Annotated in this window: 22 protein-coding genes; 5 read left to right on the top strand and 17 right to left on the bottom strand. The window is 46.9% G+C overall.

Annotated elements, in window-relative coordinates:
* Positions 1 to 223: 223 nt before the first annotated feature.
* The 4 genes from AC1DPK_RS11770 to AC1DPK_RS11755 all read right to left on the bottom strand — a co-directional run bounded on the left by AC1DPK_RS11770 (position 224) and on the right by AC1DPK_RS11755 (position 7109).
* The gene (locus AC1DPK_RS11770; RefSeq protein ID WP_477510436.1) at positions 224 to 3205 is read right to left on the bottom strand and encodes a DUF4129 domain-containing transglutaminase family protein; all 2982 of its coding nucleotides are present in this window, start codon (positions 3203 to 3205) and stop codon (positions 224 to 226) included.
* On the bottom strand, positions 3192 to 4688 hold the full coding sequence (locus AC1DPK_RS11765; protein ID WP_477510435.1) for a DUF58 domain-containing protein: 1497 nt from the start codon (positions 4686 to 4688) through the stop codon (positions 3192 to 3194). Before AC1DPK_RS11765 ends, AC1DPK_RS11770 begins: the two co-directional genes overlap by 14 nt.
* Positions 4685 to 5704, bottom strand: a complete 1020-nt coding sequence (locus AC1DPK_RS11760) for an AAA family ATPase (RefSeq protein WP_339206902.1) — start codon at positions 5702 to 5704, stop codon at positions 4685 to 4687. The genes AC1DPK_RS11765 and AC1DPK_RS11760 overlap by 4 nt, the downstream gene beginning before the upstream one ends.
* Before the next feature lie 88 nt (positions 5705 to 5792).
* Positions 5793 to 7109: a polysaccharide deacetylase family protein gene (locus AC1DPK_RS11755; protein WP_477510434.1), complete on the bottom strand. Its 1317-nt coding sequence runs from the start codon at positions 7107 to 7109 to the stop codon at positions 5793 to 5795.
* A 212-nt stretch (positions 7110 to 7321) separates the two neighbouring features.
* Here AC1DPK_RS11755 and AC1DPK_RS11750 point away from each other — a divergent pair, with 212 nt between their 5' ends.
* Positions 7322 to 8440 carry a copper amine oxidase N-terminal domain-containing protein gene (locus tag AC1DPK_RS11750; protein WP_477510433.1) on the top strand — a complete coding sequence of 373 codons (1119 nt, stop codon included), beginning with the start codon at positions 7322 to 7324 and terminating at the stop codon, positions 8438 to 8440.
* A 139-nt stretch (positions 8441 to 8579) separates the two neighbouring features.
* Here the strand turns inward: AC1DPK_RS11750 and AC1DPK_RS11745 are convergent, their stop codons facing one another.
* The 8 genes from AC1DPK_RS11745 to AC1DPK_RS11710 form a co-directional block, all read right to left on the bottom strand.
* Entirely contained in the window at positions 8580 to 9428 is an 849-nt protein-coding gene (locus AC1DPK_RS11745) for a MetQ/NlpA family ABC transporter substrate-binding protein (RefSeq protein ID WP_477510432.1), read from the bottom strand.
* A 55-nt stretch (positions 9429 to 9483) separates the two neighbouring features.
* Entirely contained in the window at positions 9484 to 10146 is a 663-nt protein-coding gene (locus tag AC1DPK_RS11740; protein WP_076271133.1) for a methionine ABC transporter permease, read from the bottom strand.
* Complete coding sequence (locus tag AC1DPK_RS11735) at positions 10143 to 11144, bottom strand: methionine ABC transporter ATP-binding protein (protein WP_339206894.1); 1002 nt, start codon at positions 11142 to 11144, stop codon at positions 10143 to 10145. Before AC1DPK_RS11735 ends, AC1DPK_RS11740 begins: the two co-directional genes overlap by 4 nt.
* Before the next feature lie 675 nt (positions 11145 to 11819).
* On the bottom strand, positions 11820 to 12416 hold the full coding sequence (locus AC1DPK_RS11730; RefSeq protein WP_477510431.1) for a lipoprotein BA_5634 family protein: 597 nt from the start codon (positions 12414 to 12416) through the stop codon (positions 11820 to 11822).
* Between the two features lie 234 nt (positions 12417 to 12650).
* A complete protein-coding gene (bcp, locus tag AC1DPK_RS11725) occupies positions 12651 to 13136 on the bottom strand; it encodes a thioredoxin-dependent thiol peroxidase (RefSeq protein WP_477510430.1) in 486 nt (161 codons plus the stop codon).
* Between the two features lie 53 nt (positions 13137 to 13189).
* A complete protein-coding gene (locus AC1DPK_RS11720) occupies positions 13190 to 13981 on the bottom strand; it encodes an ABC transporter permease (protein ID WP_477510429.1) in 792 nt (263 codons plus the stop codon).
* Between the two features lie 5 nt (positions 13982 to 13986).
* Positions 13987 to 14781: an ABC transporter permease gene (locus AC1DPK_RS11715; protein WP_076271138.1), complete on the bottom strand. Its 795-nt coding sequence runs from the start codon at positions 14779 to 14781 to the stop codon at positions 13987 to 13989.
* Positions 14778 to 15803, bottom strand: coding sequence for an ABC transporter ATP-binding protein (locus tag AC1DPK_RS11710; RefSeq protein ID WP_339206887.1), 1026 nt, complete (start codon positions 15801 to 15803; stop codon positions 14778 to 14780). The genes AC1DPK_RS11715 and AC1DPK_RS11710 overlap by 4 nt, the downstream gene beginning before the upstream one ends.
* Before the next feature lie 374 nt (positions 15804 to 16177).
* Between AC1DPK_RS11710 and AC1DPK_RS11705 the strand changes: the two genes are divergently transcribed.
* Together AC1DPK_RS11705 and AC1DPK_RS11700 are read left to right on the top strand one after the other, a co-directional pair.
* A complete protein-coding gene (locus AC1DPK_RS11705) occupies positions 16178 to 17263 on the top strand; it encodes an LCP family protein (protein WP_372239033.1) in 1086 nt (361 codons plus the stop codon).
* Positions 17264 to 17400: 137 nt separating this feature from the next.
* Positions 17401 to 18711 carry a glutamate-1-semialdehyde 2,1-aminomutase gene (locus tag AC1DPK_RS11700; protein WP_076271140.1) on the top strand — a complete coding sequence of 437 codons (1311 nt, stop codon included), beginning with the start codon at positions 17401 to 17403 and terminating at the stop codon, positions 18709 to 18711.
* A 63-nt stretch (positions 18712 to 18774) separates the two neighbouring features.
* Here the strand turns inward: AC1DPK_RS11700 and AC1DPK_RS11695 are convergent, their stop codons facing one another.
* On the bottom strand, positions 18775 to 19932 hold the full coding sequence (locus tag AC1DPK_RS11695) for a PQQ-dependent sugar dehydrogenase (protein WP_477510428.1): 1158 nt from the start codon (positions 19930 to 19932) through the stop codon (positions 18775 to 18777).
* Between the two features lie 185 nt (positions 19933 to 20117).
* Here AC1DPK_RS11695 and AC1DPK_RS11690 point away from each other — a divergent pair, with 185 nt between their 5' ends.
* Complete coding sequence (locus AC1DPK_RS11690) at positions 20118 to 20603, top strand: RrF2 family transcriptional regulator (protein WP_477510427.1); 486 nt, start codon at positions 20118 to 20120, stop codon at positions 20601 to 20603.
* Between the two features lie 60 nt (positions 20604 to 20663).
* Positions 20664 to 21578 (top strand): NAD(P)/FAD-dependent oxidoreductase, encoded by a 915-nt coding sequence (locus AC1DPK_RS11685; protein WP_477510426.1) that lies wholly within the window; start codon positions 20664 to 20666, stop codon positions 21576 to 21578.
* A gap of 87 nt (positions 21579 to 21665) precedes the next feature.
* Here AC1DPK_RS11685 and AC1DPK_RS11680 read toward each other — a convergent pair whose 3' ends face one another.
* The 4 genes from AC1DPK_RS11680 to AC1DPK_RS11665 all read right to left on the bottom strand — a co-directional run bounded on the left by AC1DPK_RS11680 (position 21666) and on the right by AC1DPK_RS11665 (position 24894).
* Positions 21666 to 22520 (bottom strand): inositol monophosphatase family protein, encoded by an 855-nt coding sequence (locus tag AC1DPK_RS11680; protein ID WP_477510425.1) that lies wholly within the window; start codon positions 22518 to 22520, stop codon positions 21666 to 21668.
* Positions 22521 to 22626: 106 nt separating this feature from the next.
* Complete coding sequence (locus tag AC1DPK_RS11675) at positions 22627 to 23445, bottom strand: sulfite exporter TauE/SafE family protein (RefSeq protein WP_441885134.1); 819 nt, start codon at positions 23443 to 23445, stop codon at positions 22627 to 22629.
* 105 nt (positions 23446 to 23550) lie between these two features.
* Positions 23551 to 24573, bottom strand: coding sequence for a UV DNA damage repair endonuclease UvsE (gene uvsE / locus AC1DPK_RS11670; protein ID WP_477510424.1), 1023 nt, complete (start codon positions 24571 to 24573; stop codon positions 23551 to 23553).
* A 3-nt stretch (positions 24574 to 24576) separates the two neighbouring features.
* Positions 24577 to 24894, bottom strand: a complete 318-nt coding sequence (locus AC1DPK_RS11665) for a hypothetical protein (RefSeq protein ID WP_477510423.1) — start codon at positions 24892 to 24894, stop codon at positions 24577 to 24579.
* Between the last annotated feature and the right edge of the window lie 249 nt (positions 24895 to 25143).

Raw genomic sequence — 25143 nt, 5'->3', positions numbered from 1 at the left:
CAGCGAATTAACAGAAAAAACTCCCGTTAATTCTCGAGAAATAGCCATCATCAGCTAAATCATCAACAATTAACGGGAGAAATTCCTTCTATTGCAGAAAATAATCAAATGTACACCATATTAACGGTAGTTTTTCCAGCTAAACGGCGTTTCATGTTTCGTTATATAAATCGACTTACAGCTTAACCCTTTAGGAGCCAAAATGTATCATCGTCTCCTGCAACTATTTAGGAGCCTTGACTGGCATGTCGCTTCTCTTCTGCTTTTGCAGATTATCCGCGGAGTGCTTCTTCACTTTCTGAATCGGCTGCTTGTCCAGCACTCGCAGAACCGTCCGCAGTGCAGAAGGAGTAGGTGCACCCGGCCAAGGACCGGGCGCAGCAAAATGCGCTTCCTCAAGCCAGCTTGTAAGCTGGCGCAGCGCATCCTGCTGCTCCGCACCGAGCGTCGGCTCAGCGGCGCTCGCATATTCACGCGCCGTTTGCCCCGGCGCCTGCACGCCGAAACGGCGCTGCAGCAGCGGCGCTAACGCGCTGCTCACTGCAATGAAGCTCGCGCGAATCCGCCCATCGGCGTCGCGCGGCGTTTTTCCACTGCGCGGCGCCATATCCTCCGCCGCGCCGCCAGTGCCAGTGCGCCAGCGCGCGACCGCCGCTGGCGCTGCATCCATGTCCGTCACAGATTCATGTGACGGATAGGGCGCGGCTGCGCCGGCGAGCTTCGCGATGCCGGCGTGAGCCGCGCCATAGCGGCGCAGCGCCAGCGAGAGGCGAAGCCGCTGGTGCTGTGCCGCAGCAATGGCCGCGGCCGCAAGCGCTAGCGCGGCCGCGCATGCGGTAACTACAGCGGCGGGCGATGCCGCCGCTGCGCTCTTGGCGGCGCTTTGCGCCGCATGCACGAGGGCGTCTGCTCCTCGTGCAATGGCTGCTGCCGCCGCCTCGAATGAAGCAGCGACCCGCGATAAATTGGACTCGCTATGGCCACTTGCTCCAGTTGCCGCTGTTCCTGCTGCACCCATCGCAGGAGCAGCAAGCTGTCCGTCCACAGAACCGACGGACGCGATAGTTGATACATCGCTGAATCCCGGCGTCGGATCAAAGGGTACCCAGCCTGCGCCTGGGAAATATACTTCAACCCAAGCATGCGCATCTGAGCTTCTAACCTCATAATCCACCAGCTTCAAACTATTTTCAGTGGTTTGCCCAGCACCACTGCTTCCCGCGCTTAGCATTTCACTATTCAAACCCTCTGTACTCGAATTAAGCGTTCCTTGCTTCCCGCTATCATTACTTCCGCCGCTCTTATTTAGCGCTCCTTGAGCTCCGCTATTATGACTCCCACTACTCAGCTGTTCATTCTTCATACTTCCTGTACTCGTATCTATCGTCCCTTGCGACCCGCTATCATTACTTCCACTGCTCGTACTCAGCGAGCCTATCTCCGCGCTCTCCCCCACTGGAGTGCCTGAAGTAAAGCCTTTCACCCACCTAGCGGGTATCCCTTGCGAACGAAGCAATACGACCATGGCTGTGGAGAAATGCACACAATAGCCCTGCCGCTGCTCGAAGAGGAAATGATCGACGAAGTCGCTTCCTTCCGGCGGAACTGCACTGTCCTCCAGCGAGTAGGTATAGCTCGCTTTCAAAAAGTCCTCGATCGCCTTCACCTGATCGTAGCGGCTCGTAACTCCGCCGCCCGCAACCTCAGCAGCTAATGCAGTTACGCGGCTTGGCAGACTACTCGGCAGCTGCAAATAAGGCTCAAGCTCCGCAGCACTTTCTACTGTTGCCGCCTGTGCTCCATCACCTGACGATAAATTATCGTCAGCGGTACTGCTCAAAGCGCGCAATTGTGCTTCATCCGTTATGGAGAGCACACTCTCTATTGTATATTTCTCAATCTTCGCCGTATCCGATTGCGCGTATAAAGAGTCTTTATCCGCATTGTATACGTAACTTCCAAGCTTCCTGCGCGGATCAGCTGCAACAAGCTCTGTCACATTGCCAAAGTGACCTGATGCAAAGAGCGGCATCCCCGCTGTCGGCTTAGACCAAACTACGGCTTGTCGAATGAGCGGACCCAGCTGCTTATTTCCAGCTTCTGCTGCCGCCTCAGTGGAGGCTGCTGCATCAGAGCCTCGTATAGGAAGCAGAACAGAGCTACCCGCGGTATCAATCCAGCCCCGGCCGTCGTACACCTGCTTTGACTCCCCGCGCCAGTATGCTTTTTCAGTGGAGCTGCCTGTAAATAATACGCCGTTATCCTTTTGTACAGGTGCTCCCAGCACGCCGTCATCAAAACCATAACCCGTAAATGCACTGCCTAATCGTTCAAATCCGGTTTGCCCCATTACATGGATAGACCCTTGCTGATTACCCATAGACTGAATGGTTTGCTCTAAACGATCATTAAGAGAGGCAGTCCAGCTAGCAGGCGGCATCGTTTCACCTTTCCCGCCTGCAAACAAAAGACCGCAGCCAAGTATCGTAAGTACAACAAAAATGGAGCTTGATAACCAGCGCATATCAAGACCTCTAAGCTTGCCGGCACCTGTATTAATCATTCGCTTAACACGCGGTACAGAGACAATGGCACCTAGTAGGAGCCCTTCTGCCACGGTTCGCATTAAGCCTCCCATTACATCCATACCCAGCCAGACATGCAGCGCAATTAAATAAACTAGCGTGAAACATGCGATGCCAAGAGCCGTCTGCCTCATCCATAATAAAGCCTGCAATGCAGGTGCAAGCATCGCCCAGCCTATAAACAGCAGCAAAGTCCGAAGCTCTCCAGACATTGACCACAGCCCATTTTCTATAATCAGAACGAAATGGTCTCTCAACATGCCTGGAAACGCAAGCAGCCATTGCAAACTGCTTTGATCAGCGCTTTTATAAATCCACATGAGACTTAGTATGCACAACAAAGCATTCATAACGAACGAAAGTGCAATCGGCAAACGAAACAGCCCTGCCAGCAGCACCACTCCGATAACAAAAATTAGCGGGGCAGGATTATAAATAGCCGACCACTCACCTGCATTCACCCAAGGCAGCAGCCATTCCGATAGCAGTCCGAACAGCAGCAATGTTGTGATCAATCGGTATTCAAACGATTCCTCAGCAGCTTCTCCTCGCAATAAATTATGCTCAGCTTTCAGAGGTTTATCGCTCCTCCCTACTACATCGCTTTTAAGCAAGCTCATGATTGTCGCCTCCTTCCTCGGCGTAAGGGAGCGCGTTCATACTCGAAGGGACATGCAGCCACGTCACTTTGACGCCGCCGCTTTCCAACCATTTTTGTTGTTCGCGCATAGCGAAGGTCGGTACATTGCTGCGCGTAATAATAAATAGTTCCAGCCTGCAGCCTTGCTCGCCTGCGAATCCGGCAAGCTCTCCCCAGCTCCGGCCGCCTCTCCAATCCGCAGTAAATACAAGTATCGTACTGCCGCGTGCTTGCAGGTTTGATTCCTCGGCGAGTCTCCCAGCAAGAGAGCCCTTTCCATCTGCGCGAAGCAATGCCATTGCATGCAGCATCTCTGATAAATCAGCCTGCGTTCCTCCATCAACAGATGATTGCATGACAGGAGTGCCTTGTCCGAGCAGCAGTGTCACAGCGTGGCCGAGTGAAGCAGACTGAGCTAGTGCAAGCGAAGCCCAGCCTACACAAGCATCAAACAACCGATCGTCCTGCCCATAAGCCGAAGCAAGCGTATCGACAGCAATAACTGTTTTGGCTGGCCGCTCTAAAGGATGGATTTTTGTCTGTAAGCCGCGCCCCTTAGCTGCACTTCGCCAATCCAGATGACGCAGCGAATCTCCTTCGCGATATGGACGGCTGTCTGGTCCAAGTCCCGCTGCACTCACCGCCGCTTTGATTTCCTCACGACCCGCATCTCCTAGGTGATCCGTACTTGGATCAGCGGTCAATGATYGCACAGCGTATAATGCTGTGCCTCTTGCACGTTCCGCTTTATGTACCTGATCGGCATGGGGCAGTCCTGGCAGCACTACAAATTCTCCTGCGGTATATAAACGTTTATGGATCGCTGACAAGCCGAGCCAGTCCCCCACTGTAATCGATATAGGCTCGAAGGGATAACGCCCGCGCCGTAAGTGATGAAGAGTATATCGGTAAGTCATCTCTTGGCGGAACATTGGCATAAGCACCGTACGCACGCTTATTTTCGTATTTTCTGATGAACTTTTATTACTCGTCTCATCGGAAATAGCAACCCATACAATAGGTATGAGCAAAGAACGCTTTATTCTCAGGCTAATTTCGAGCTGCCCGCCTTCTCTCGTCATTTCTTGCGACATCATCCTCATTGCAGTTAATCCCTTGGCAGCCATAATAGGCGCAAGCCCGCTAATGATTATAATCATGCTGAATACGGACAGCATAAACCACTCTACTGCACCGCCCCGCATTATTACAGCTGCCCAGCTGCTTGCCCAGCCCGCCGTAATGATACACCAAGCGATCCATCTCGTACGATAAGGATAAGCTAGTTGATCCCATTCCTTATTTACAAGGACAGCTTCTTTTACTTGTACCGACGCTGTTCTTTGCCCACTCCTATCAAGCGGAGCTGCGCTGTCGCCCTCTTGAGTATATGTCGTCGTATCAACAGCCTCATTCTCCGGCGTTCCGCCTTCCAATAATTCATCTTGAAAAGGTGCATTCATCGGCGCTTCCCGCTTCCTACCGCAGCAGGCATCGGACATTCACGTATCGTCCGTCTCATAACTGCAGCTGCATCAGCACCAGCCGCAGTCGCGTTAAAACGCAAAGACAAACGATGCGGAAGCACAGCATCAGCTGTCGCCAGCAAGTCATCTGGTATCGCAAATCCGCGCCCTTCCATATACGCATTCGCCTGTGATGCCCGCAGCCAGTCGCGCAGAGCGCGTGGACTTAAGCCCAGCACAACCTCAGGAGCACGCCTTGTCGCATCGGCTACTTGCACCATATATTCAAGCAGTGCCGGATGCATGTGAGTCTGCCTTGCCTCAGCCTGCATTTGCAGCCATTCCTCCGTAGCAATGACAGGACGAAGCCGTTCGGGTTCAATTCGATTGCCATTCGCGTATTGCTCGAGCATCCGCTTCTCTTCCGATGAGCCGGGATAACCAATCGTCAGCCTCATCATAAACCGATCCAATTGTGCTTCCGGCAGCGTGTTTGTCCCCTCGAAGCTAAGTGGGTTTTGTGTAGCTATGAGCATAAAAGGAACCGGCAGCTTGCGGGTTTTCCCCTCTACCGTCACTCGTCTTTCCTCCATGGCCTCCAAAAGCGCAGACTGCGTACGCGGCGACGTTCTGTTAATCTCATCAGCAAGCACCACATTGCCCATAATCGGTCCAGGCCGATAGACAAGTTCACTCGTCCGTGCATCAAGCACGACTCCGCCAACAATATCAGCCGGAAGCATGTCGGACGTAAACTGTATTCGTTTAAAATCTCCACCGACCGCTCTAGCAAACGCCTGAGCGAGCAATGTCTTGCCAACACCCGGCACATCCTCTAGCAAAACATGTCCGCCAGCCAGAAGTGCAGTTAGCGTATTTCGAATGACCTGCTGCTTGCCTAGCAATACACTCTCTACCTTTACTAGCAATCGATGCAGCAGCACCTGTGGTGCTTCCGGCCAATGACTATAACGTTCCTCTTTAGCATCCTCAGAAAATTGGGGAGAAATCATCGTATAAATCGCCTCCTGAAAAATAAATCTATCTATTTTTCAGTGTCCCCAGCTTTCTCTCACTTTAGACCTGCTAGAAACCTTTCTATTACTCCGTTATCCAAATTTCCCGATCGGTATCGTTGTACACATATCTTGTTATCGCAATTCCAAGTTTTTGCAGCGTCTCACGCACTGGAACTACGATCTGCTTCTTGGGCTCATCCATCACAGGTTTCTCCTTGCCGGATTTCGGCGGCACCTGGTTTGTACTTACGTACGATTCTATGGAATCAGTATTCAGCTCAAATTCCGTGCTGTCTTCAATCCATTCCACAAGCTTTTGCAGCGACACTTCGATGGCGCCGTTTTTTATTCCGTATTCGCTTGACGCAAGCACTAGACTTTTCTCGCCACGATGCAAAATTAAATTTGGAACCTGCTTCTTTGTTTGGGCAGACAGGCTGCTTTGACCTAGCTTCTCCGAAAACAGAGTGAGCTTATCTACTTCCTGCTGCGTGACCTGCTTTCTGCTCCACTTGAGTTTGCTTGCCACCCTAAACTGAATAGGTTCAACCTGATCCGTCAGCTTAGCAAATGTGTACCCTTTATCTTTGTAATATTTAATGATGGCCGGCAATGCCTTAACAGACTCTGCATGCCCTGCACTGTCATGAAGCAAAACATTCAGCTTGTTTGCAATCTTTGAGCCTTTAATCGTCGTCATAATCTCGGAAGCTGGTACTCCTTGCCGCTTCGAATCCCCACTGTCTACATTCCAGTCATGCACCTGATAACCTGCCGCTTTCATTGCATCGAAGTATCCCTGATCAAAATTGCTATATGTGCCGCCCGGCGCGCGAACTAATGTAGTTCTAACTCCAGTTGTACGATAAATAGCTTCATCCGTTTTCATCACCTGATCAGCAAATTCAGCAAAACTTCCGTATAAATGATCGTATTTATGGTCGAACGTATGATTGCCAATTGCATGTCCTTCCTTCACGATCCGTTTAACTAATTCCGGCTGCTTCAGCACATGTTCACCAAGCACAAAAAAAGTCGCCGTTATCCCTTCTTGCTTCAAAATATCCAGCACCTGCTCTGTATTCTTACTAGGTCCGTCATCGAATGTTAAATACAAAATCTTTTGATCTGATCCTAGTGAATCTACTTTAACTCTATCATTTTGCGATGAAGCAGCAGCTGACGACTTGCCTTGCTCCAGCTTTTTCCCAGTATCGTAAGATGCCTGCACCGTTAGAAGCGGCATCGCCTCATAATTCGTAACCGCAGCAGCGGCACTTGCCTGTACGATCTTCTGATCACTTGCAGCATCGTCTTTATTCGCCCCAAAACCATCAGGCTTAAACAAACCAAAGCAAACAACTAGCATACAAATCGCTACCCGCCAAATCCGCTGCATTCACGCTGCCACCCTTCTCTACCTATGAATAATTAACTGAGTCATTCTGATAGATTATATGAACAGTTGAACTGGTAAATGACTATGCTAGTCAATTTCAAATGTCAGCTTCGAATAAAACATGAAGACAGCAGTGCGCAACTTATTGTGGTGCATTCGCGTCTTCATTCCATATATATTCCATTTAATTGAAATTTAGGAGAGTGATTGTAATGAAATGGAGCATTGCAGCCGTTATTTTGGTATTTGCACTCCTGCTGCCAACCCCTGTCAGTGCGGCATCTCAGGCAAACTATGAGTTTAATTGGGATTCCGGCACTCGCTCTTATGGAGGAGCACTCGTAAAAAATGGCGTTACATTCGTATCAATGGATAGTGTCGGAGGCGGAGCGGGGCTCGAAGTGAAATGGGATAAAGCGGGCAAGCGGGCTCAATATGACGGTTGGAATAAATCGATTGCGGTGCGTCTAGGCAGCAAAACAGGTGTACTCGATGGAAAGATGGTTAAGCTCGAAAGCGCACCATTTTTGTATGAGAAAAATGTTTATTTGCCTGTCCGTTTCGTTGTCGGAGCATTAGGTGGAGATAACGTGACGTGGGATGACAAAAAAAAGACGATAAAGGCTGATCATCTGAAAACGTTCAAGCAGTATCTCTACTCATATGGTGGATTAACTTACACCGTAGAGCCTAAGAAAGGCATTGTCTACGTCACTGAGGCAAAGGGTGTAAGGCGTGAGCTGGCAAAGCTAGGTGAATCCATACATGAATATTTGACATTCAAATTTCAAAAAACACCGGGCGGGCTGCTGGTGATTAATCTGGAAGATAACTATGGAGAACCGCATATTCACAACCAGCTATTCACGCTTGTCATGAAAGACGGCAAAGTCATACAGCAATCCAGCGTTTACTATTTCAACCGATTTGAGCAAAATATGACTCAAGCAGACGGCAACTTGCTGCTGAACGATGGGAAGACTTTGCACCTGATTAAAGACGGTACCGGAGAAGTGATTGAAACGATTAATTTGGTTAACCTCAGCGGAGAGGATGACAATTATTTTATTGAGTATTTTGACAAGGATGTTTTTCTCTTGCGGGCAAATAAAAGCGGCATTTTAAAACTTGTGAATAGAAAAGATATGACGACTACAGTGCTTTACAAAGAATTATTGGGTGCTAAGCAGCAAGAATATGTAGAAACAAATGATCTTCCTTATCTCGGCGATTACCTAAAGTTCATCAAGCGTGAAGGCGATATTTTGTATTTCAAGAATGGTTTCCCGTATGACAAGGATAATCAAACCTATAGTTTAAGCCTTTCGTAACAAGAAGGAGCTTGTTGGCAGAGATTTAGGTATAAAAGCATTGACTAACAATAGCAGTGATGCACAAAACATAAAAAAGCTAAGCAGCGATTACTCGCATGCTCAGCTTTTTTGTCATTTTAATTAAAGTCCGGCCTGCTTAAAATGCAGCAACAATCGCGCCTTTGTAGGTCTCATCAATAAATTTCTTCACTTCAGGTGAACGCAGCGCTGCAGCGAGTTTCTGGATCGCTTCGGAATCCTTATTGTCTGGACGCGCAACAAGAATATTCACATAAGGGGAGTCATTTCCTTCAATGAAAAGTGCATCCTCTGTGGGAACTAGATCGGCCTCCAGCGCGTAATTCGTGTTGATCATAGCAAGGTCAACCTCACCTAAGACGCGCGGTAATGTCGCTGCTTCTACTTCTCTAATATCAAGCTTCTTCGGGTTAGCGACAATATCTGATACAGTTCCGCTAACGCCTACGCCATCCTTCAGAGTAATCAGTCCATTTGAAGCCATAAGGGCAAGCGCACGTCCGCCATTCGATGGATCATTCGGAATGACAACTTTCGCGCCATCCTTCAGCTCATCGATTTTTTTAATCTTTTTCGAATAAGCGCCAAACGGCTCAATATGAATAGCAGCTACATTTACAAGATCATAACCTTTGTCTTTGTTGAACTGATCCAAATAAGGTGTATGCTGAAAAAAGTTAGCATCAATATTTTTTTCATAAAGCTGTGTATTCGGTTGGATGTAGTCATTGAACTCGATAATTTCGAGATCCACGCCCTGCTCCTTGAGCATTGGCTTTACAAATTCAAGCAGCTTCGCATGTGGAACAGGAGAAGCGCCAACCTTCAGCTTAACCGCTCCAGGCGTTTCTGTTCCTTGATTAACATTTGATCCTGCAGAGTTGTCATCGGTATTTTTGTTTTGTCCGCAAGCTGCTAATGCAAACATCAGCATTAAAGTTACGATCATATAACTTGTCTTTTTCATGTTCATTCCTCCATAGTTGTCAATTCACTCTGAGCTGCATCATGCTTCTACTTATTTATTTTCTGCTGTAACGACGTACTAAGGAATCCCCGATCGTTTGCAGCACCTGTACGAGCACGATAAGAAGCGCGACGGTTACCAGCATCACATCGGTTTGGAAACGTTGATATCCGTAGCGCAGTGCCAAGTCACCAAGTCCGCCGCCGCCGATTACACCCGACATCGCTGTATAAGAGACGAGTGTGACTGCCGTTATTGTAACCGCAGCTAGCAAACTTGGACTAGATTCACGGAGCAGCACGCGGCGTACAATATCCCACTTTGATGCACCCATTGCCTGAGCCGCTTCAATAACGCCGCGATCCACCTCACGCAGCGACGTTTCCACCAGCCTTGCAAAGAAAGGCGTTGCTGCTACGACAAGCGGCGGAATAGACCCCTCTACGCCTAACGTCGTACCCGTAATGATTTTTGTAAGCGGCATGATCAATATCATCAATATAACGAACGGAACCGAGCGCAATACGTTGACGATAAATGAAAGGATGCCATACACAATAGGCTGCTGCAGAAGCTGCCGTTTTGAAGTTAGAAACAGGACGACGCCCATGATTAATCCGAAAATAATTGTAAACACGAGCGAGGCTGTCAACATATAGAGCGTATCCTTCGTAGCATCCCAAATTTCAGGAATACGTACGTTTTCGAAGCTCATCATATCGCATCCACCTCCAGCCCATCTCTACGCAAAACATCAATCACTTGATCAATCTCCGCGGCGCTGCCGATCAATTCCACAATAAGCTGACCATAAGGCGTGTGCTTCATACGCGAAACGGTTCCTTGCAAAATCGCAAATTGAACAGACGTTGGCTTCACCGCATTATACAAAATAGGCTCGTAAGTTAGCTCGCCAATATAAGTCATGCGAAGCAGGCGCCCTGAGCGGCCTCGCAGCAATTGTCCATTCACGGCGCTGTCCGATGCTTGGTCAACAAAGTCGCGAGTAACCGGATGCTCCGGCTTTAGAAATACATGCAGCACATCGCCTATTTCAACAATTTCGCCATCATCAATAACAGCGACACGATCACATATCGAACGTATAACGTTCATTTCATGCGTAATAAGTAAAATTGTAATTCCTAGCTTTTCATTAATGTCGAGCAGCAACGATAATATCGAATTCGTTGTCTGCGGATCTAATGCCGATGTCGCTTCATCGCAGAGCAATACATCCGGATTGTTTGCGAGTGCTCTCGCGATACCAACACGCTGCTTCTGGCCTCCCGAAAGCTGAGAAGGATATTTATCTGCATGACCTTCAAGCGAAACGAGCTTCAGCAGCTCATCCACACGTTTATTTACCTCTGCCTTTGAAAGCTTGGCGAGAACAAGCGGGAATGCAATATTATCTCGTACCGTAGACATCGATAGCAGGTTGAAATGTTGAAAAATCATTCCGATACGCCTGCGATGCGCTTGCAGCTGTCTCTCTGGCAAGCCGGTAAGCTCCACATTCCCAACATTTACCGTTCCCGATGTTGGTTTTTCCAGCAAATTGACGCAGCGCAGCAGCGTGCTCTTCCCCGCGCCTGAATGACCGATAATTCCAAATATTTCACCTTTACTTACCGTCAAGCTAACGCCACGAACCGCTTCTACTGAAACCGACCCTACTCGATACGATTTTCTGATGTTGTTTAGCCTGATCAAATCTATAACCCCCTATCTAACAAGCAAGTCCATATTTTATAAATGTGACAGCATACTGTCAATGTCAAAATTATCTATTTCACTGTGCTTCATAATTTAACAGCTATATATTCATTTGAGAAAGCTTCCTCTATTGTTTCCCTGCTCCATCTTTTTACTCTTGCACTTGCAGCATAACCGCGGGAACTGTCTCAAAAATAGTAAAGAGCAAGCTCGCTGAAGCAAGAGCTTACTTAGAACAAAATCGTTATTTTTCTATTCTGTTATATGGATGCCTTCGCCAAAATACACTTAAGGGTTCAACGCTTCATCGCACAGACAGCGCATAACATCCCAAAACCATTTGGCTAACGAACTGTATCATGCCTATTATGCAGAAAACTGCTTTTTTGAAGCTTTAACGAATCTTATTAACGTTATCGCGTACTGTACAGGACTCCATGAGCTGTTTTGCTCGAAATAACGATTCTGGAGTTCGTTAGAAATTCAATCCATTATAAATAGATCAAATAAGAGCTGCTGGGTTCGTAAGCTATTTGTCCGATAAGTGGAGTGCATTACTGGCTGCGATTAGCTCAGAGACTCACTATCCCTAAGTTACATCAGGCAAAACAAAAATAGGATTGTCACAAAAGCAGATTAACTCTGTTTTTGCGACAACCCTAGCTAAAGCCATTATTTCAAAGTTACAAGCTGGTCTCTTTCGACATCAAACTTTCCGATCAGCTTTTGTGGATTTTCTTTAAATTTCATAACAGCCATCGTTTTTTCTGTCTTTTGCAGCGATGACCAGGATGAGTCCTCCAGTACAACAAATGCATCGACATAAGCTCGGCCGCTCCCAATAATCAAATTCCCTTCATACTTGACTGAAATGGGATTCCCATTTCCATTAATCTTGTCTGACTCTTTTTTGGCAAACAATAAGCCTTCCCCATTTGGAACAGTCGACAAAGATTTAACCTTTTTGGTTTTGCCGTCAGCTTCCACTTCGGTTAGCAGTTCTTTTTTCAATAAGCCTTGAATCGTGGATTGCGACAAATACATTATTTTTTGTCCATCAGCAATTTCGATTTTTATTTCGTACACTTCTTTTGTTTCTAATTGCTCGGCATGTTTGGTTAATACATCATCGATCTGCTGTTTCTCTCCGTATACAATGACACCCTTAGCCTGCGGAAATATTTTTTCGATGATGCTGTCCTTGCCAACATATCCCGCGATTAGGATGACAGCGACAAGCGACAGCATTGCAATTAACAACTTTTTCATTTTTATTCCCCCATATATTTTGTGTGTATTCGATATTCTGCGATCAGCTGAGTTCAAGATATTGGAACAATTTGTTGACGCCTCCTTTACAAGTCCGTTTTCTATTTCCTATCGTATAAAAAATAGCGATTGCCAACCATCGATTAGGGTGACAATTCAGGTGACAAATTTGTAAGAGTCCAAAACAAAAAAAACAGGACGGAGCAGCTACTTCCTGCTCCGTCCTGTTTTCAATTATTTAGCAGCAGCCGGCTGCAAATCCTTTACGGCATCCAGAACCTGCTCTGCATGCCCCTTCACCCTTACTTTACGCCATTCCTGCACGAGCCTGCCCGCTTCATCGATGAGAAAAGTCGATCGGACAAGACCCATATACTCTCTGCCATAAAGCTTCTTTAATTTCCATACTCCATACAGCTCGCACACCTCATGCTCCACATCAGCTAATAACAGAAAAGGAAGCTCCTTCTTTTCAATAAAACGCTGATGAGACTTTACCGTATCTAGGCTAATCCCCAAAATAACAGTATTTCGTTTCAGCATTTCTGTGTTTGCATCTCGAAAATCACATGATTCCTGTATGCAAGCCGTCGTCATATCCTTTGGATAAAAGTAAAGGACAACATTTTTCCCGCGATAATCGCTAAGTGAAACATCTTCTCCATTTGACGCCGGCAATACAAACTCCGGTGCCATATCTCCCACTTGAAGCTGTGTCATGATTAGTCCCCCATCATTTTTGCTGCACACCTATTCAATTAAAACCAAGCCGTTTAAGAGCCGGCTCCTCGGTATCGCTTCACGCCATGGTTCCATAACAACAGCCCTAGAGTGAACACGATAATTCCCATGACCGGAGTTAAGAGCGCGAGCTGTGAGAGATCATCCGCCTTCTTCTCAAGAAAATAAGAAGCTGGGATGACGCCTACAAAAGCAAACGGCAGCAGCCATGTTAATACGAAGCGGATCATTTTGTTATAGATATTAACCGGGTAACGTCCGTAATTTTGAATGTTGTACATCAATGGCACAATTCCAGTCGGTGCATCCGAATAAAAGGAAATGGCACTAAGTGCCGTGTAGAGCCCCGCATAAATCAGCACTGCACCTAATATTAAGAGCATCAGCACAAATAGATCGAGAATCTCGAAAGGCAAACCGAGCTGTGTCCAGCATAGCACCATAATAATAGCCCCAACGAAAGAACCGATTAAAGAAGGCGGATCTACATTTTCGAGGAGCACCTGATATAGGCTGTGTGCTGGGCGGGTTAGAACACGATCCATCTCGCCCTTCACAATATAACGCTCGCTGAAATTCCATATGCTGAAGAAAGTGCTGAACACACCATATGGGATCATGAAGAAACCATAAACGAATACGACCTCTGCCTCAGACCAGCCGCCAAGCGACGGCGTGTGCTGGAACACGATCAAAATAAAGATGAGGTTCATCCCTTGGAACAATAAATCGGAAAGTACCTCAATCCAAAAGTCAGCACGATAAGTAAGACGCGTCTTCGCGTAGTTTTTAATGTACTCCAAAAATAATGATGCGTATCTCATATTTATTATCCCCCTTGCACGAACAACCGCTTGCGAGCGGCGCGCCACGTTAACCAGATTGGCACCAGCAGCCCAACAAACCAAAGCACTTGAATGCCAAACACCTGCAATATTTGATCGCTAGGCGTCCGCCCCGTGAAGACGGAGCTTGGCAAATACGTAATGGCTTGGAATGGCAGCCACTGCATAATAGCTGACAGCCAGCCTGGGAAAAACGCTATCGGCACAACTACGCCAGAAAACAAATCGACCATAACACGTTTCATTCGCATCATGCCTTCGTTATTTTCAACGAAAAATGCGAATAGGCCGGTCAAAATATTAATTTGCGAGTTGATAAGAAAGCTAAAGAACAGCATGACTAAATAAATTAGCCAGGTCATCGGATCTGTCGGTAATTTAACGGGAAATAAGAAACAAACGATAATCATCCCCGGCACCATGAAGAGCAGCATTCGGAACAAGCCTTCTCCGAAACCTTGCATCATTTTTACGACTAAATAGGAATAAGGTCTAATAAGCTGTACTGCTACGCTACCGTCCCTTATTTCATTCGCTATCTCGCGGTCCAGGTTATTGAAGTAAAAAGCACGAGCCATCCACGATACCGCAACGTAGGTTGTCATTTGAGTTACCGTGAAACCGGCCAGCGTCTCCTTGTCCCCATAAATCGCCTGCCATAGAAAGTAATAAGCGCCGATATTAATCGCATAAATAATGATACCGCTATAATAATTAACGCGGTACGCAAGCATCATGATAAACCGTATTCGAATAAAGTCGATATAAGCGCTCATCATGATTGAACCGTCTCCTTGGATGTTGCCGCAGAGCCAGAGGAATAAATGCTTCGAACGATGTCATCGGTGTTTGTTTCGATAATTTTAATGTCGCGAATTTCAACGCCGCCTACAACACATGCCAATGCATCCGAGACATTAACGGCATGCGGCAGCCACATTTTTGCGCTCACTTCATTCTCCATTGTCCATGTTACATCGAGTGTGCTCGTCAACTGCTGCAGCTTGGCAAGCGCAGTATGCCCTGCAAATTGGAACTGAATTTCGCGTCCTTTGCTCCAACGGCTCTTCAGATCCTCCAGTCCGCCATCATAGATAATGCGGCCATCATCAAGCATAATGACGCGAGAACAAAGTGCTTCAATATCCTGGAGATCATGAGTCGTCAGCAAAATAGTCGTACCCTGCTCCTTATTCATTTGCATCAGGAAATCACGAATTTCTGTCTTCACGACGATATCCAGACCAATTGTAGGCTCATCTAGAAAAAGAATAGATGGATTGTGAAGGAGTGAAGCGACAAGCTCGCAGCGCATCCGTTGTCCAAGGCTTAGCTTGCGTACAGGACGATTTAATAAGTCGCCAAGCTGTAGCCGCTCAACAAGCTCGTCAAGACGTTTGCGGAAATCCGCCTCCGAAACCCGGTATACTTTGCGCAATAATTGGAACGATTCAATAACGCCTATATCCCACCACAGCTGAGACCGCTGTCCGAATACAACACCAATGCCATTAACAAACTTCTCTCTATCCTTAAAAGGCACGTAGCCATTTACTTTGAGCTCGCCTGCGGTCGGTACCAAAATACCGGTCAACATTTTGATGGTTGTCGATTTTCCGGCTCCATTCTCGCCAATATACCCGCAAATTTCACCCTGCGGGATTTGAAATGAAATATCCTTTACCGCCGTTACCTCGTTGTACTCGCGTTTAAACAAGTCCTTGAGGGCGCCGGATAGGCCTTCTCGGTTTTTTTGCACGCTGAATTGCTTGCGTAAATCCTTTACATCGATTGCTAACATCTGGTTGTTATAGCCCCTTCCACTTCGACATTTCCTAGGAAATAGCGATCTTTATTTACTTAAAACGATAAAACTTGCTTCTGCATGTCGTTCAGCTTTATAATTTTATGATATGTAATCATACATTAGTTCACGCCTAGCGTAAACGACTGTCTTTGCCTTGTGCAGCGAAGCTTTTGTTTGCTGATGAAATATAAGCTGTTAATAAGGCTCATACTTATGCGTTCTTATATTTCTAACGTATACTGCTCTGCTAACTTCTTTTTCTGGGAGCGGATCATTCGCTATGCCATCTTTGCTCATGCTTACATTGAAATCTACCCTCATTGTTTCAAAACGATTCCGCAATATCTGAAAGGAGCACGTCTAACGAAATGCCTAAAGAGACGAATAAAGAGACGACTGAAGAATCGAAAAATGAGACTGCTAAAATGGCGAAGAAAAAAAGATGGAAAAGGATTTATATCAGCCTCTCTGTCATTCTTGGTGTGGTAGCAGCGTTTGTTATTTATTGGAGCGTAGGTGTTTACAGTGCGCTTGATAAGTTCAGTGATCCAGAGCCAACAAAGGCTCCTATCGAGGATGCTGAAGCAACGCCAGTACCTATTCCTGAATGGGAAGGCAAAGAGCGCGTTAATATATTGCTGCTCGGCGGTGACGCTCGCGGGCTAGACGAGGGGCAAGCGGCTCGTTCAGACTCCATATTGGTTGCATCCTTTGATCCTGTAACCAAGAAAGCACATCTATTCTCCGTTCTTCGCGACACTTACGTCAGCATAGAAGGACATGGGAAAGGCCGTATTAATACAGCACTTACTTTAGGAGAATATCCGCTCGCTATGAAAACGGTTGGAGACTTGCTTGGTCTCGACATACAATATTATGTTTATACCGACTTTGAAGGTTTTAAAAGCCTGATTGACGCAATGGGCGGCATTTACTTTGATGTCGAAAAAGATATGCATTACACCGATAACGCCGACGGCAATCGCTACGATATTGATCTCAAAAAAGGCTACCAGCTGCTTGACGGCGATAAAGCCCTGCAATACGTTCGTTTCCGCCACGATGCGATGAGCGATTTCACAAGAACGGAGCGTCAGAGAAATTTCCTTCAGGCGGTGTCCAAAGAGCTTCAATCGACATGGAACATTATCCAAATGAAAAAAATTCTTGAAAGCGTTCAGCCTTATGTGAAAACAAACATTAGTGTGCCGGATATGCTGAAGCTCGGTCAGCTTGGCGTCAAAAGCCATGTGGCCAGCACAACGCAAATACCGCCGATGGATCTCATCGCGGAGGATCGGGTTGGCGGCGCGTCTGTTATTGGAATTAGAGATGAAGATGAGCTGCGCTCCTTCGTACAGACGACGCTGCAAGAAGACAACACCGTTCCAGAACCTACTGCTTCGCCAAGCAGTACACCAAGCGGCAGCGACAGCAGCAATAAACAGCAGTAAACATACGTACACGCAACGGCGCTTCAAGTTGCGTGTATTTTGTTTCTAGGTGCGCCACTGCTGTACATCATACGACACACTCTCTCAACTTGTTTAAATTGACTTACAACTATGAATCCCATTGGAGGCTGCTTTCCATGACAACAAAGCGACAAAATTCCGAAAAACTATATGAAGAAGCGCTGCAGCATATTGTTGGCGGCGTCAACAGCCCTTCCCGCAGTTACAAAGCGGTAGGCGGCGGCGCACCCGTATTTATGAAACGTGGCGAGGGCGCTTATTTCTGGGATGTCGATGATAACCGCTATATCGACTATTTAGCTGCTTATGGCCCTATTATTACTGGACATGCTCACCCCCATATTACAGAAGCTATCGTTCGTGCAGCTCAGAACGGTACGCTATACGGCACACCAACGGAGCTGGAAATTAAGCTTGCTCGTATGCTGAAAGAAGCCATCCCATCTCTCGACAAGGTGCGGTTCGTCAATTCCGGTACGGAGGCCGTCATGACAACCATTCGTGTCGCTCGCGCCTACACAAAGAAATCCAAAATCATTAAATTCGCTGGCTGCTATCATGGCCATTCAGACCTTGTGCTCGTCGCAGCAGGCTCTGGTCCATCTACTCTGGGCATTCCAGACAGTGCAGGCGTGCCTGCAAGCATCGCTAGTGAAGTCATCACCGTGCCATTTAATGATCTGCCTGCGCTGAAAGCTGCACTCGATCGCTGGGGTCATGAGACTGCCGCTGTTATGGTTGAGCCGATTGTCGGCAACTTCGGTATGGTTATGCCGCATGAAGGCTTCCTAGAGGGGCTTTGCAAGCTCACTCGCGAAGCTGGAGCGCTAGTTATATACGACGAGGTCATCAGCGCCTTCCGCTTCCATTACGGAGCAGCACAGACCTATGTTGCGTTCCCTGATCACCAAGCCATCGAACCGGATTTAACCGCATTAGGCAAAATCATCGGCGGCGGCCTTCCAATCGGTGCATACGGCGGACGCCGTGAAATTATGGAGCAGGTTGCCCCTCTCGGCCCTGCTTATCAAGCAGGTACGATGGCCGGCAATCCTGCCTCGATCTCAGCAGGCATAGCGTGCTTGGAGCTGCTCCAAGAGCCTGGCATTTACGATAGAATGAACGCACTGGCTACGAAGCTTGCAACAGGATTGCACGCCGCTGCCAAGCAGCATGGCATACCGCTCACAATTAACCAAATTCGCGGCTCCTTCTCCGCACATTTCTGCGATCATCCGATTACGAATTATGATGAAGCACAGGATACAGACGGTGAGCTGTTCGGCAGATTTTTCAAGCTCATGCTGGATCAAGGCATCAATCTTGCACCATCCAAATATGAGGCTTGGTTCTTTACGACAGCCCATACCGAGGCTGACATTGATGAAACGATTAAAGCCATTAATTATGCTTTCACTAACTTGTAATAAATAAGCTTTGTAGTTTAGATCAAAAAAAGCTCAGGAGCTGAAATAGGCTCCTGAGCTTTTTTATTTCACCTGCTTTACTATAAGCAATCGATCATCCGATGGTGACGGGTTACCGCGGCCATCGGTATTATTCGTGATGACATAAATACGTCCGTCCTTTATCTTTACGTCACGAAGTCTTCCTTCGCCTTCGAATACCCTTTCCATGTTTTTGGATGCTGGGTCATAGCGATAAAGCGCCTCGCCTACTAAAGTTGCAATCCATATTCGATTGTTCTCATCGATTGTCGCGCCTGAGGGCGCAATCGCTTCTTCGCCGGTATGATAAATTGGCGTTATCATCCCTTCCTGCGCAGCACTGCCATAAATCGCAGGCCAGCCGTAATTGCCGCCCGCTGCAATTTTATTAATCTCATCATGTCCGCCAGGATCTCCCGAAGGGCCATGCTCTGTATTAAATAGAACACCTTCACTATTCCAAACAAGCCCTTGAGGATTGCGGTGTCCATAAGAATACACATAGGAGCCGGAAAACGGATTGTCCGCTGGCACCTTGCCATCTAACGTCATTCGCAAGATTTTTCCTGCAAGGCTGTTACGATCCTGTGCCAGCTCCGGCTGCTGGGCATCTCCTGTTGTTACATAAAGCAGCTTGTCGGGCCCAATCGCCAGCCGTCCGCCATCGTGATTCGCAGCACCAGGAATGCCCTCGAGCAGTGCTCTAACCTCATCCCATTGCCCGCCATTTTGTTTAATAAGCACGACTCTGTTCATTACACGACCATTTTCTTCGTAAGTATGATACGCGTAGGCCTCTCGAGACTGAGCGAAATCCGGAGCAAGCAGAAAACCTAAAAATCCGCCTTCTCCGCGGTCATGTACACTTTTGAGCAAATGAACCGCTTGACGTGTCGTCGCATCGCCATCTACCTTCACAATATTTCCTTCGCGCTCGCTTATAAAAACAATGTCCTCGTCAAAAGTAATGACCCAAGGCACTCGAAGCTCCTTCGCGAGTACAGTGTAAGCCTCGTCTTGCTCTTCTTGCTCTGACGGCTCAGTGCTTTCATCAATTGCCATCGTTTTCTCAGGCTTATCCGTCGCTTCATTTACTTTTGTATTTGTTGACGACGTTTCATTTGGTTCGCATGCAACCAGCATGCCTAAACATAAGGTTGTCATCATCATCGCAGCAATTCGTTTTTTCACTGTCACCATCGTTCACTCCTCCTGGCTTATCTCCAGTACTTCCATGCTATTTCATTCGACAAAACACATTGTAAATCCTTGCAAATTTACGTATTTGTATTACACCATTGCATTATGGATTCACGTTGTCTATAATGGACATTGTAGATCCATAATGATTAAGTACAAGTATTAAAGGAGGGTGAGTGTACCCTATGCAATATTCAAAAAGTATCGGTTATGCACTTCATGCTTTAATTCACTTAGCCCATGCTGAGCGCGGTCAGAACATAGGTATTAAAGATTTATCTTCTTCTCTCGGAGTTTCAGAGAGCTACTTATCCAAAATTATGTCCAAGCTGCGCCAGGACGGCATCGTACATGCTGTGACGGGTGCAAGCGGCGGCTACGAGCTTGCTAGAGCTGCAGATCAAATTACATTTTTTGATGTCATTCAAGTTATTGAGGGACGACAGCCTTTATATGAGTGCTTTAATATTGACGATCAGCATCATCATTTATTTTTTGAAGCTGAAGATTTAGAGCTTGAGTCCACTGACCATTCAGAAAATAAGGGATGTCTTGTAAAAAAAGTGATGATTGGTGCTGAACGTCATATGCAGCAGTACCTTCAGCAGCATACGATCCAGTGGGTGGTAGACTCTGCTGCCTTCAATCCATTAACACAAACCGTAAAATAAACAAGTCTCACTACTCTTTCTGCGTAAAAATAAAATTAGCCATTCGAGAGGATGTTTAACATGGAACAAATGATCGATGCAGCAATTATTGGCGGGGGACCTGCAGGCTTGAGTGCTGCACTTGTACTAGGCAGAGCAAGAAAAAGCGTAGTTGTTATTGATGAAGGGCGTCCGCGCAACCGAGTTACTCGCGAAACTCACGGTTTTCTTACCAGAGACGGCATTAGTCCGGGCGAGTTTCGACGAGTCGCAAAGGAGCAGATTAGCGCATATCCTACGGTTCATTTTGTAGAGGATGCTGCAGTGTCGATCACTGGAACCGATGGCCATTTTCAAATTTCGACTGCACAGGGACAAATCTATCAAAGCAAAAAGCTGCTATTTGCAGCAGGAATGAAAGACATCCCTCTCGATATTAATGGACTGTCTGAAGTATATGGAAAAAGTGCCTTCGTCTGTCCTTATTGTGATGGCTGGGAATTAAGAGACCAACCGCTTGTCTTGATTGTCAAAGGCGATAGAGCGCTGCACTCTGCCAAAATGCTGTCGGGTTGGACAAGCCAAATTACCATTTGTACCGATGGTCCTGATGAATGGACCGATGAGCAGCGTGAGGAGCTTAAGCTGCATAACGTTCCTACCTTTAACTCACCTATCCTGCGTATTGAATCTAGCGATGGCATGGTGAAGCAAATTATGCTGGAGGACGGTACTATTGTTCCGTGTACAGGAATTTTCTTTGCACCAAAGCTTGCTGCTGGCTCAGACTTGCCGCAAACATTAGGCTGCAAAGTCACTGAAGCAGGGACTGTTGTTGTTGATATGTTTGGGAAAACAAACATTCCAGGTATCTATGGCGCTGGTGATGCTGCGACGGAGCTGTATCAAGCCATTACGGCTGCTTCAATGGGATCTTTGGCTGCTGTGGGCATTAACAGCGAGCTGCTTGCAGAGGCTTGGAATAGCCGAGTTTAATACTTTCAAATTCATAAAAAAAGCAGCTTTGGCAATTTATAAGCCTGGCTGCTTTTTTGGTGTTTGTGTACACGCTGTCTATTGCGTTTATTCGCTTGCTTTCGCCTCGGCAAGCGCCGAGATAAGCTCCTGCTGAATGTGGCCATTTGACGCTACGATATTTCGCGTTCCCAATTCGTAAGGCTTGCCAACTGTACTCGTCACAATACCGCCCGATTCCTGAACGAGCAGCGAGCCGGCAGCCAGATCCCAGCTATTCAGTCCAATCTCCCAGAACCCGCTCAAGCGTCCTGCCGCCACATAGGCCATATGCATAGCAGCAGAGCCGGCTATACGGAGATTTCGAACCTGCGGGGCAACTGCTTGAATGCCTTTCAAATTTAAAGGCAGCGCATAATGATGGTCAGCCGGAAGACCTGTTGCAACCAAGCTGCCGCGCAGCGTATCCTCCTTGGATACCTGCATCCGTTTTCCATGCACGTATGCTCCCTTGCCTTTTTCGGCTACAAACAATTCATCCTTCATCGGGTCATAGACCACGCCGACGATCACCTCGCCGTTATGCGCCAAGGCAATGGATACACAGAAAAAAGGAAATCCGTGAACAAAGTTCGTCGTGCCATCAATAGGATCAACGATCCATAAATATTCAGCGTCACGGATGTTCTCTAGCGCACGTGTTGACGCTTCCGGCCCAGGCTCTACGCCTTCCTCTCCCAAAAAAGAATGATGGGGAAAATGAGTCATCACTAGATTTTTTATTAAACGCTCGGAACCTTTATCAATTTCCGTAACAAGATCATGCGAGGAATACTTTATATCAAGGCTTGCAAAATTGCCAAGCTTCGTCTTAATCCATTCTCCTGCTTTCGACGCACAATTAATTGCGACAGCAGTAAAGCTTTTACCGCCAACGACGGAAGTACTGTTCTGATCATTCACGATCCATCACTCTTCCCTCTATGTAAATTCACGAACATTTCTATCCATGTTAAGGTCTACTACGTTTGATGCTTTTACCAAGTTTCGCATGATTACTCCAACCATATCAAAATGAACGCAAGCCTTCAATGATTAATTGTCCCGCAAGCAGAAGAAGCGTCACTCTAAGCAGCCAAAGTAAGCCCTTGCCGCTCATTTTCACAGCAATTGCCGCACCCAGCTTTCCGCCGATCCAAGCTCCAGGCACTAATGCAAGCACGAGCAGCCAATCTGTTTCACCTAGATAAACGTGCATTCCGCTCCCTAGAATTGATGATAAAAAAATAACAAACATTGACGTTGCAGTTGCCATATGAGGCGGAAAACGAAATAACAGCACCATAAGAGGGACAAACAGCGACCCGCCGCCGATTCCAAATAAGCCAGACATGAGACCTACGCCAAAACCGATGCCGAGTGCAGGCATAATACCATAGCTGTACGTATGCACCTCGCCTGATGCATCGGTCATCGTTCGAACGATTGGCCACTGCTTCGAAAACGGTTTCATGTAGTCACGAGCAATTAATAATGATGCCATCAGCAGCATGAAAATACCAAAAACAAGTTGGAATACACCTGCAGGCAGCTTACCCGTAAGAGCGGAGCCAATCATTGCTGCAGGCCCGCTGGTCACAAAAAATATCCAGCCGCTGCGGAAATCAACGATTTTACGTTTGGCATAGCTCAGTGTAGATGCAAGTGCCGTAACGACTAATACCGTTAATGATATGCCAACTGCTGTTGCATGTCCAATAGCTTCTCCCGTTAATGCGGGACCAATGAGCATTAAGACAGGAACGATAATGATACCGCCGCCAAGTCCTACAATACTGCCAAACATCGCTGCTACAACGCCAAGAAGTACAAGAAGTATCCATTCCATGCGAATTCACCTTTTCAGTTACATAATGATGCATCTACTTGGAAGCGCCCGCTATATAATAACACCGCCAAGGCAAGCCCTGACGGTGTTATTTTGCTGCTATACCTACTCAGCAGTAATTTCTACGCGGCCGCCATCCAACACCTTGATGCCTTCTGCGCTTGCTTCCAGTTGCCTTAAGTCTTCTATCAGCTTCATCAAAGCCTCGTCCTTGCTTTTGGCTTCAAGCATGCAATCCAAATATTCGGTATTTCTTGCCGCATGACGCAAAAACTGTACAAGCGGCTCCGCTTCCACATGATCTGCATGACCACGGGGGTCAGATAAGCTTTTTGGACTGGAAGCGTGAATTTTGGGAGGAAGCTGGCTTGTACTAGCTATGCCCAGCCGCTCTCGCTCTTTGTCCCAGGTTTGAACAATACGCGGCCATAAATGCTCATATAATTCGTCATCTGAGATGTCTCCTGCATTAACAGCATGATGGTGAATGTCGAGCACCATCGGAACCTCAACTTGCTCAGCCGCCTCTAGCGTTTCCCTGACATTGAACGTTTTATCATCATTTTCAAGCGTAATCCGATGTTTAAAGCGAKGCGACAAGGAGCTGAACTGGCGAACAAAACGTTCACCAGCTACAACCTTGTCGCCGTATGCTCCACCGATATGTATATTGCATTTTGTCGCTTCATCAAGCCCCATTGCCTCAAGCATAAGAATATGATTGAGCAAATCCAGCTCTGATTTCGCGAGCACCTCCGGTCTAGGCGTGCTGAACACGCAAAAATGATCCGGATGAAAGGATACTCTTATTCCGTGCTTCTGCACGAACTCGCCAACTTCCTGAAATGCTGGCGCTAGCGCTTCAAATGGATTCCAGTCCAATAAGTCCTCATGAGTAGCAAGGGGTATAAGCTTTGACGAAAAGCGATACATTTGAATGTCGCTGGCTTTGCAATGCTTCAAAATCCGCAGCGTACTGCGCAGATTTTCCTCTGCTATTCTTTCCAGCTTCCGAATCCCTGCCTCGCGGTCGTTTAGCTTCGAGAAGTTCGCAAACGTCATCGTTCTTGAAGGCGATGCATTCTCAACCTGCAAGCTCATTGCGACAAAACCTAATCTGACAATCATCGATTAGGCCCTCTCTCCAAAAAACATTTCAAAAGCAAGCGCCGTTTGAACTTTTGATTCTTCCTCAGTCAATTTTCTCACGAGCTCCATCTCCACTTGTGTCACTTCTTCGCCTTGAAAATTAATTTCTGCGATAGAAGCTAAAATGCGGACAATCGCAATCGCTTCATTGGCTGGTGTATAAGCAATCACCTTTTGGCCAGTTGGAAATACGCGAAAGCCGCTCTTGACCATTTTGCCCCGACCATACTCCAACAATTCATAGAGCTCTTGTTCGGACTTAAATTTGYACACAGAATTAAACTCAGTTGCAAAACCCATATTTTTTCCCTCCTTTCAGTGAAATTTCTACCGTGCCTTCAAAGGGCTTTACTACCAAACCTTTAAAGGCTTATTTCAAAAATTTATAACATTAATATCAACTTATCAAACCTTTAAACCTTAATGTCAAACCTTTAAAACATTAATATCAAACCCTTAAACCCTTTTCAAGCTTTTCGAACCCACCCAAACCCTCCCTTCCAAGGGAGGGCCCCAAGGGTTGCACAGGGAGGGCCCCAAGGGTTGCAC

The organism is Paenibacillus sp. 01T424 (assembly GCF_056398745.1).
The sequence above is the reverse complement of the archived record's forward strand: the minus strand, read 5'-3'. Positions and strand labels throughout refer to the sequence as shown.

Bases quoted from the DNA above. Each gene is read 5' to 3' on its own strand.
- AC1DPK_RS11770 (WP_477510436.1), bottom strand. From the start codon at position 3,205: ATGAGCTTGCTTAAAAGCGATGTAGTAGGGAGGAGCGATAAACCTCTG.
- AC1DPK_RS11760 (WP_339206902.1), bottom strand. From the start codon at position 5,704: ATGATTTCTCCCCAATTTTCTGAGGATGCTAAAGAGGAACGTTATAGT.
- AC1DPK_RS11755 (WP_477510434.1), bottom strand. From the start codon at position 7,109: ATGCAGCGGATTTGGCGGGTAGCGATTTGTATGCTAGTTGTTTGCTTT.
- AC1DPK_RS11750 (WP_477510433.1), top strand. From the start codon at position 7,322: ATGAAATGGAGCATTGCAGCCGTTATTTTGGTATTTGCACTCCTGCTG.
- AC1DPK_RS11745 (WP_477510432.1), bottom strand. From the start codon at position 9,428: ATGAAAAAGACAAGTTATATGATCGTAACTTTAATGCTGATGTTTGCA.
- AC1DPK_RS11740 (WP_076271133.1), bottom strand. From the start codon at position 10,146: ATGATGAGCTTCGAAAACGTACGTATTCCTGAAATTTGGGATGCTACG.
- AC1DPK_RS11730 (WP_477510431.1), bottom strand. From the start codon at position 12,416: ATGAAAAAGTTGTTAATTGCAATGCTGTCGCTTGTCGCTGTCATCCTA.
- bcp (WP_477510430.1), bottom strand. From the start codon at position 13,136: ATGACACAGCTTCAAGTGGGAGATATGGCACCGGAGTTTGTATTGCCG.
- AC1DPK_RS11720 (WP_477510429.1), bottom strand. From the start codon at position 13,981: ATGAGATACGCATCATTATTTTTGGAGTACATTAAAAACTACGCGAAG.
- AC1DPK_RS11715 (WP_076271138.1), bottom strand. From the start codon at position 14,781: ATGATGAGCGCTTATATCGACTTTATTCGAATACGGTTTATCATGATG.
- AC1DPK_RS11710 (WP_339206887.1), bottom strand. From the start codon at position 15,803: ATGTTAGCAATCGATGTAAAGGATTTACGCAAGCAATTCAGCGTGCAA.
- AC1DPK_RS11705 (WP_372239033.1), top strand. From the start codon at position 16,178: ATGCCTAAAGAGACGAATAAAGAGACGACTGAAGAATCGAAAAATGAG.
- AC1DPK_RS11700 (WP_076271140.1), top strand. From the start codon at position 17,401: ATGACAACAAAGCGACAAAATTCCGAAAAACTATATGAAGAAGCGCTG.
- AC1DPK_RS11695 (WP_477510428.1), bottom strand. From the start codon at position 19,932: ATGGTGACAGTGAAAAAACGAATTGCTGCGATGATGATGACAACCTTA.
- AC1DPK_RS11690 (WP_477510427.1), top strand. From the start codon at position 20,118: ATGCAATATTCAAAAAGTATCGGTTATGCACTTCATGCTTTAATTCAC.
- AC1DPK_RS11685 (WP_477510426.1), top strand. From the start codon at position 20,664: ATGGAACAAATGATCGATGCAGCAATTATTGGCGGGGGACCTGCAGGC.
- AC1DPK_RS11675 (WP_441885134.1), bottom strand. From the start codon at position 23,445: ATGGAATGGATACTTCTTGTACTTCTTGGCGTTGTAGCAGCGATGTTT.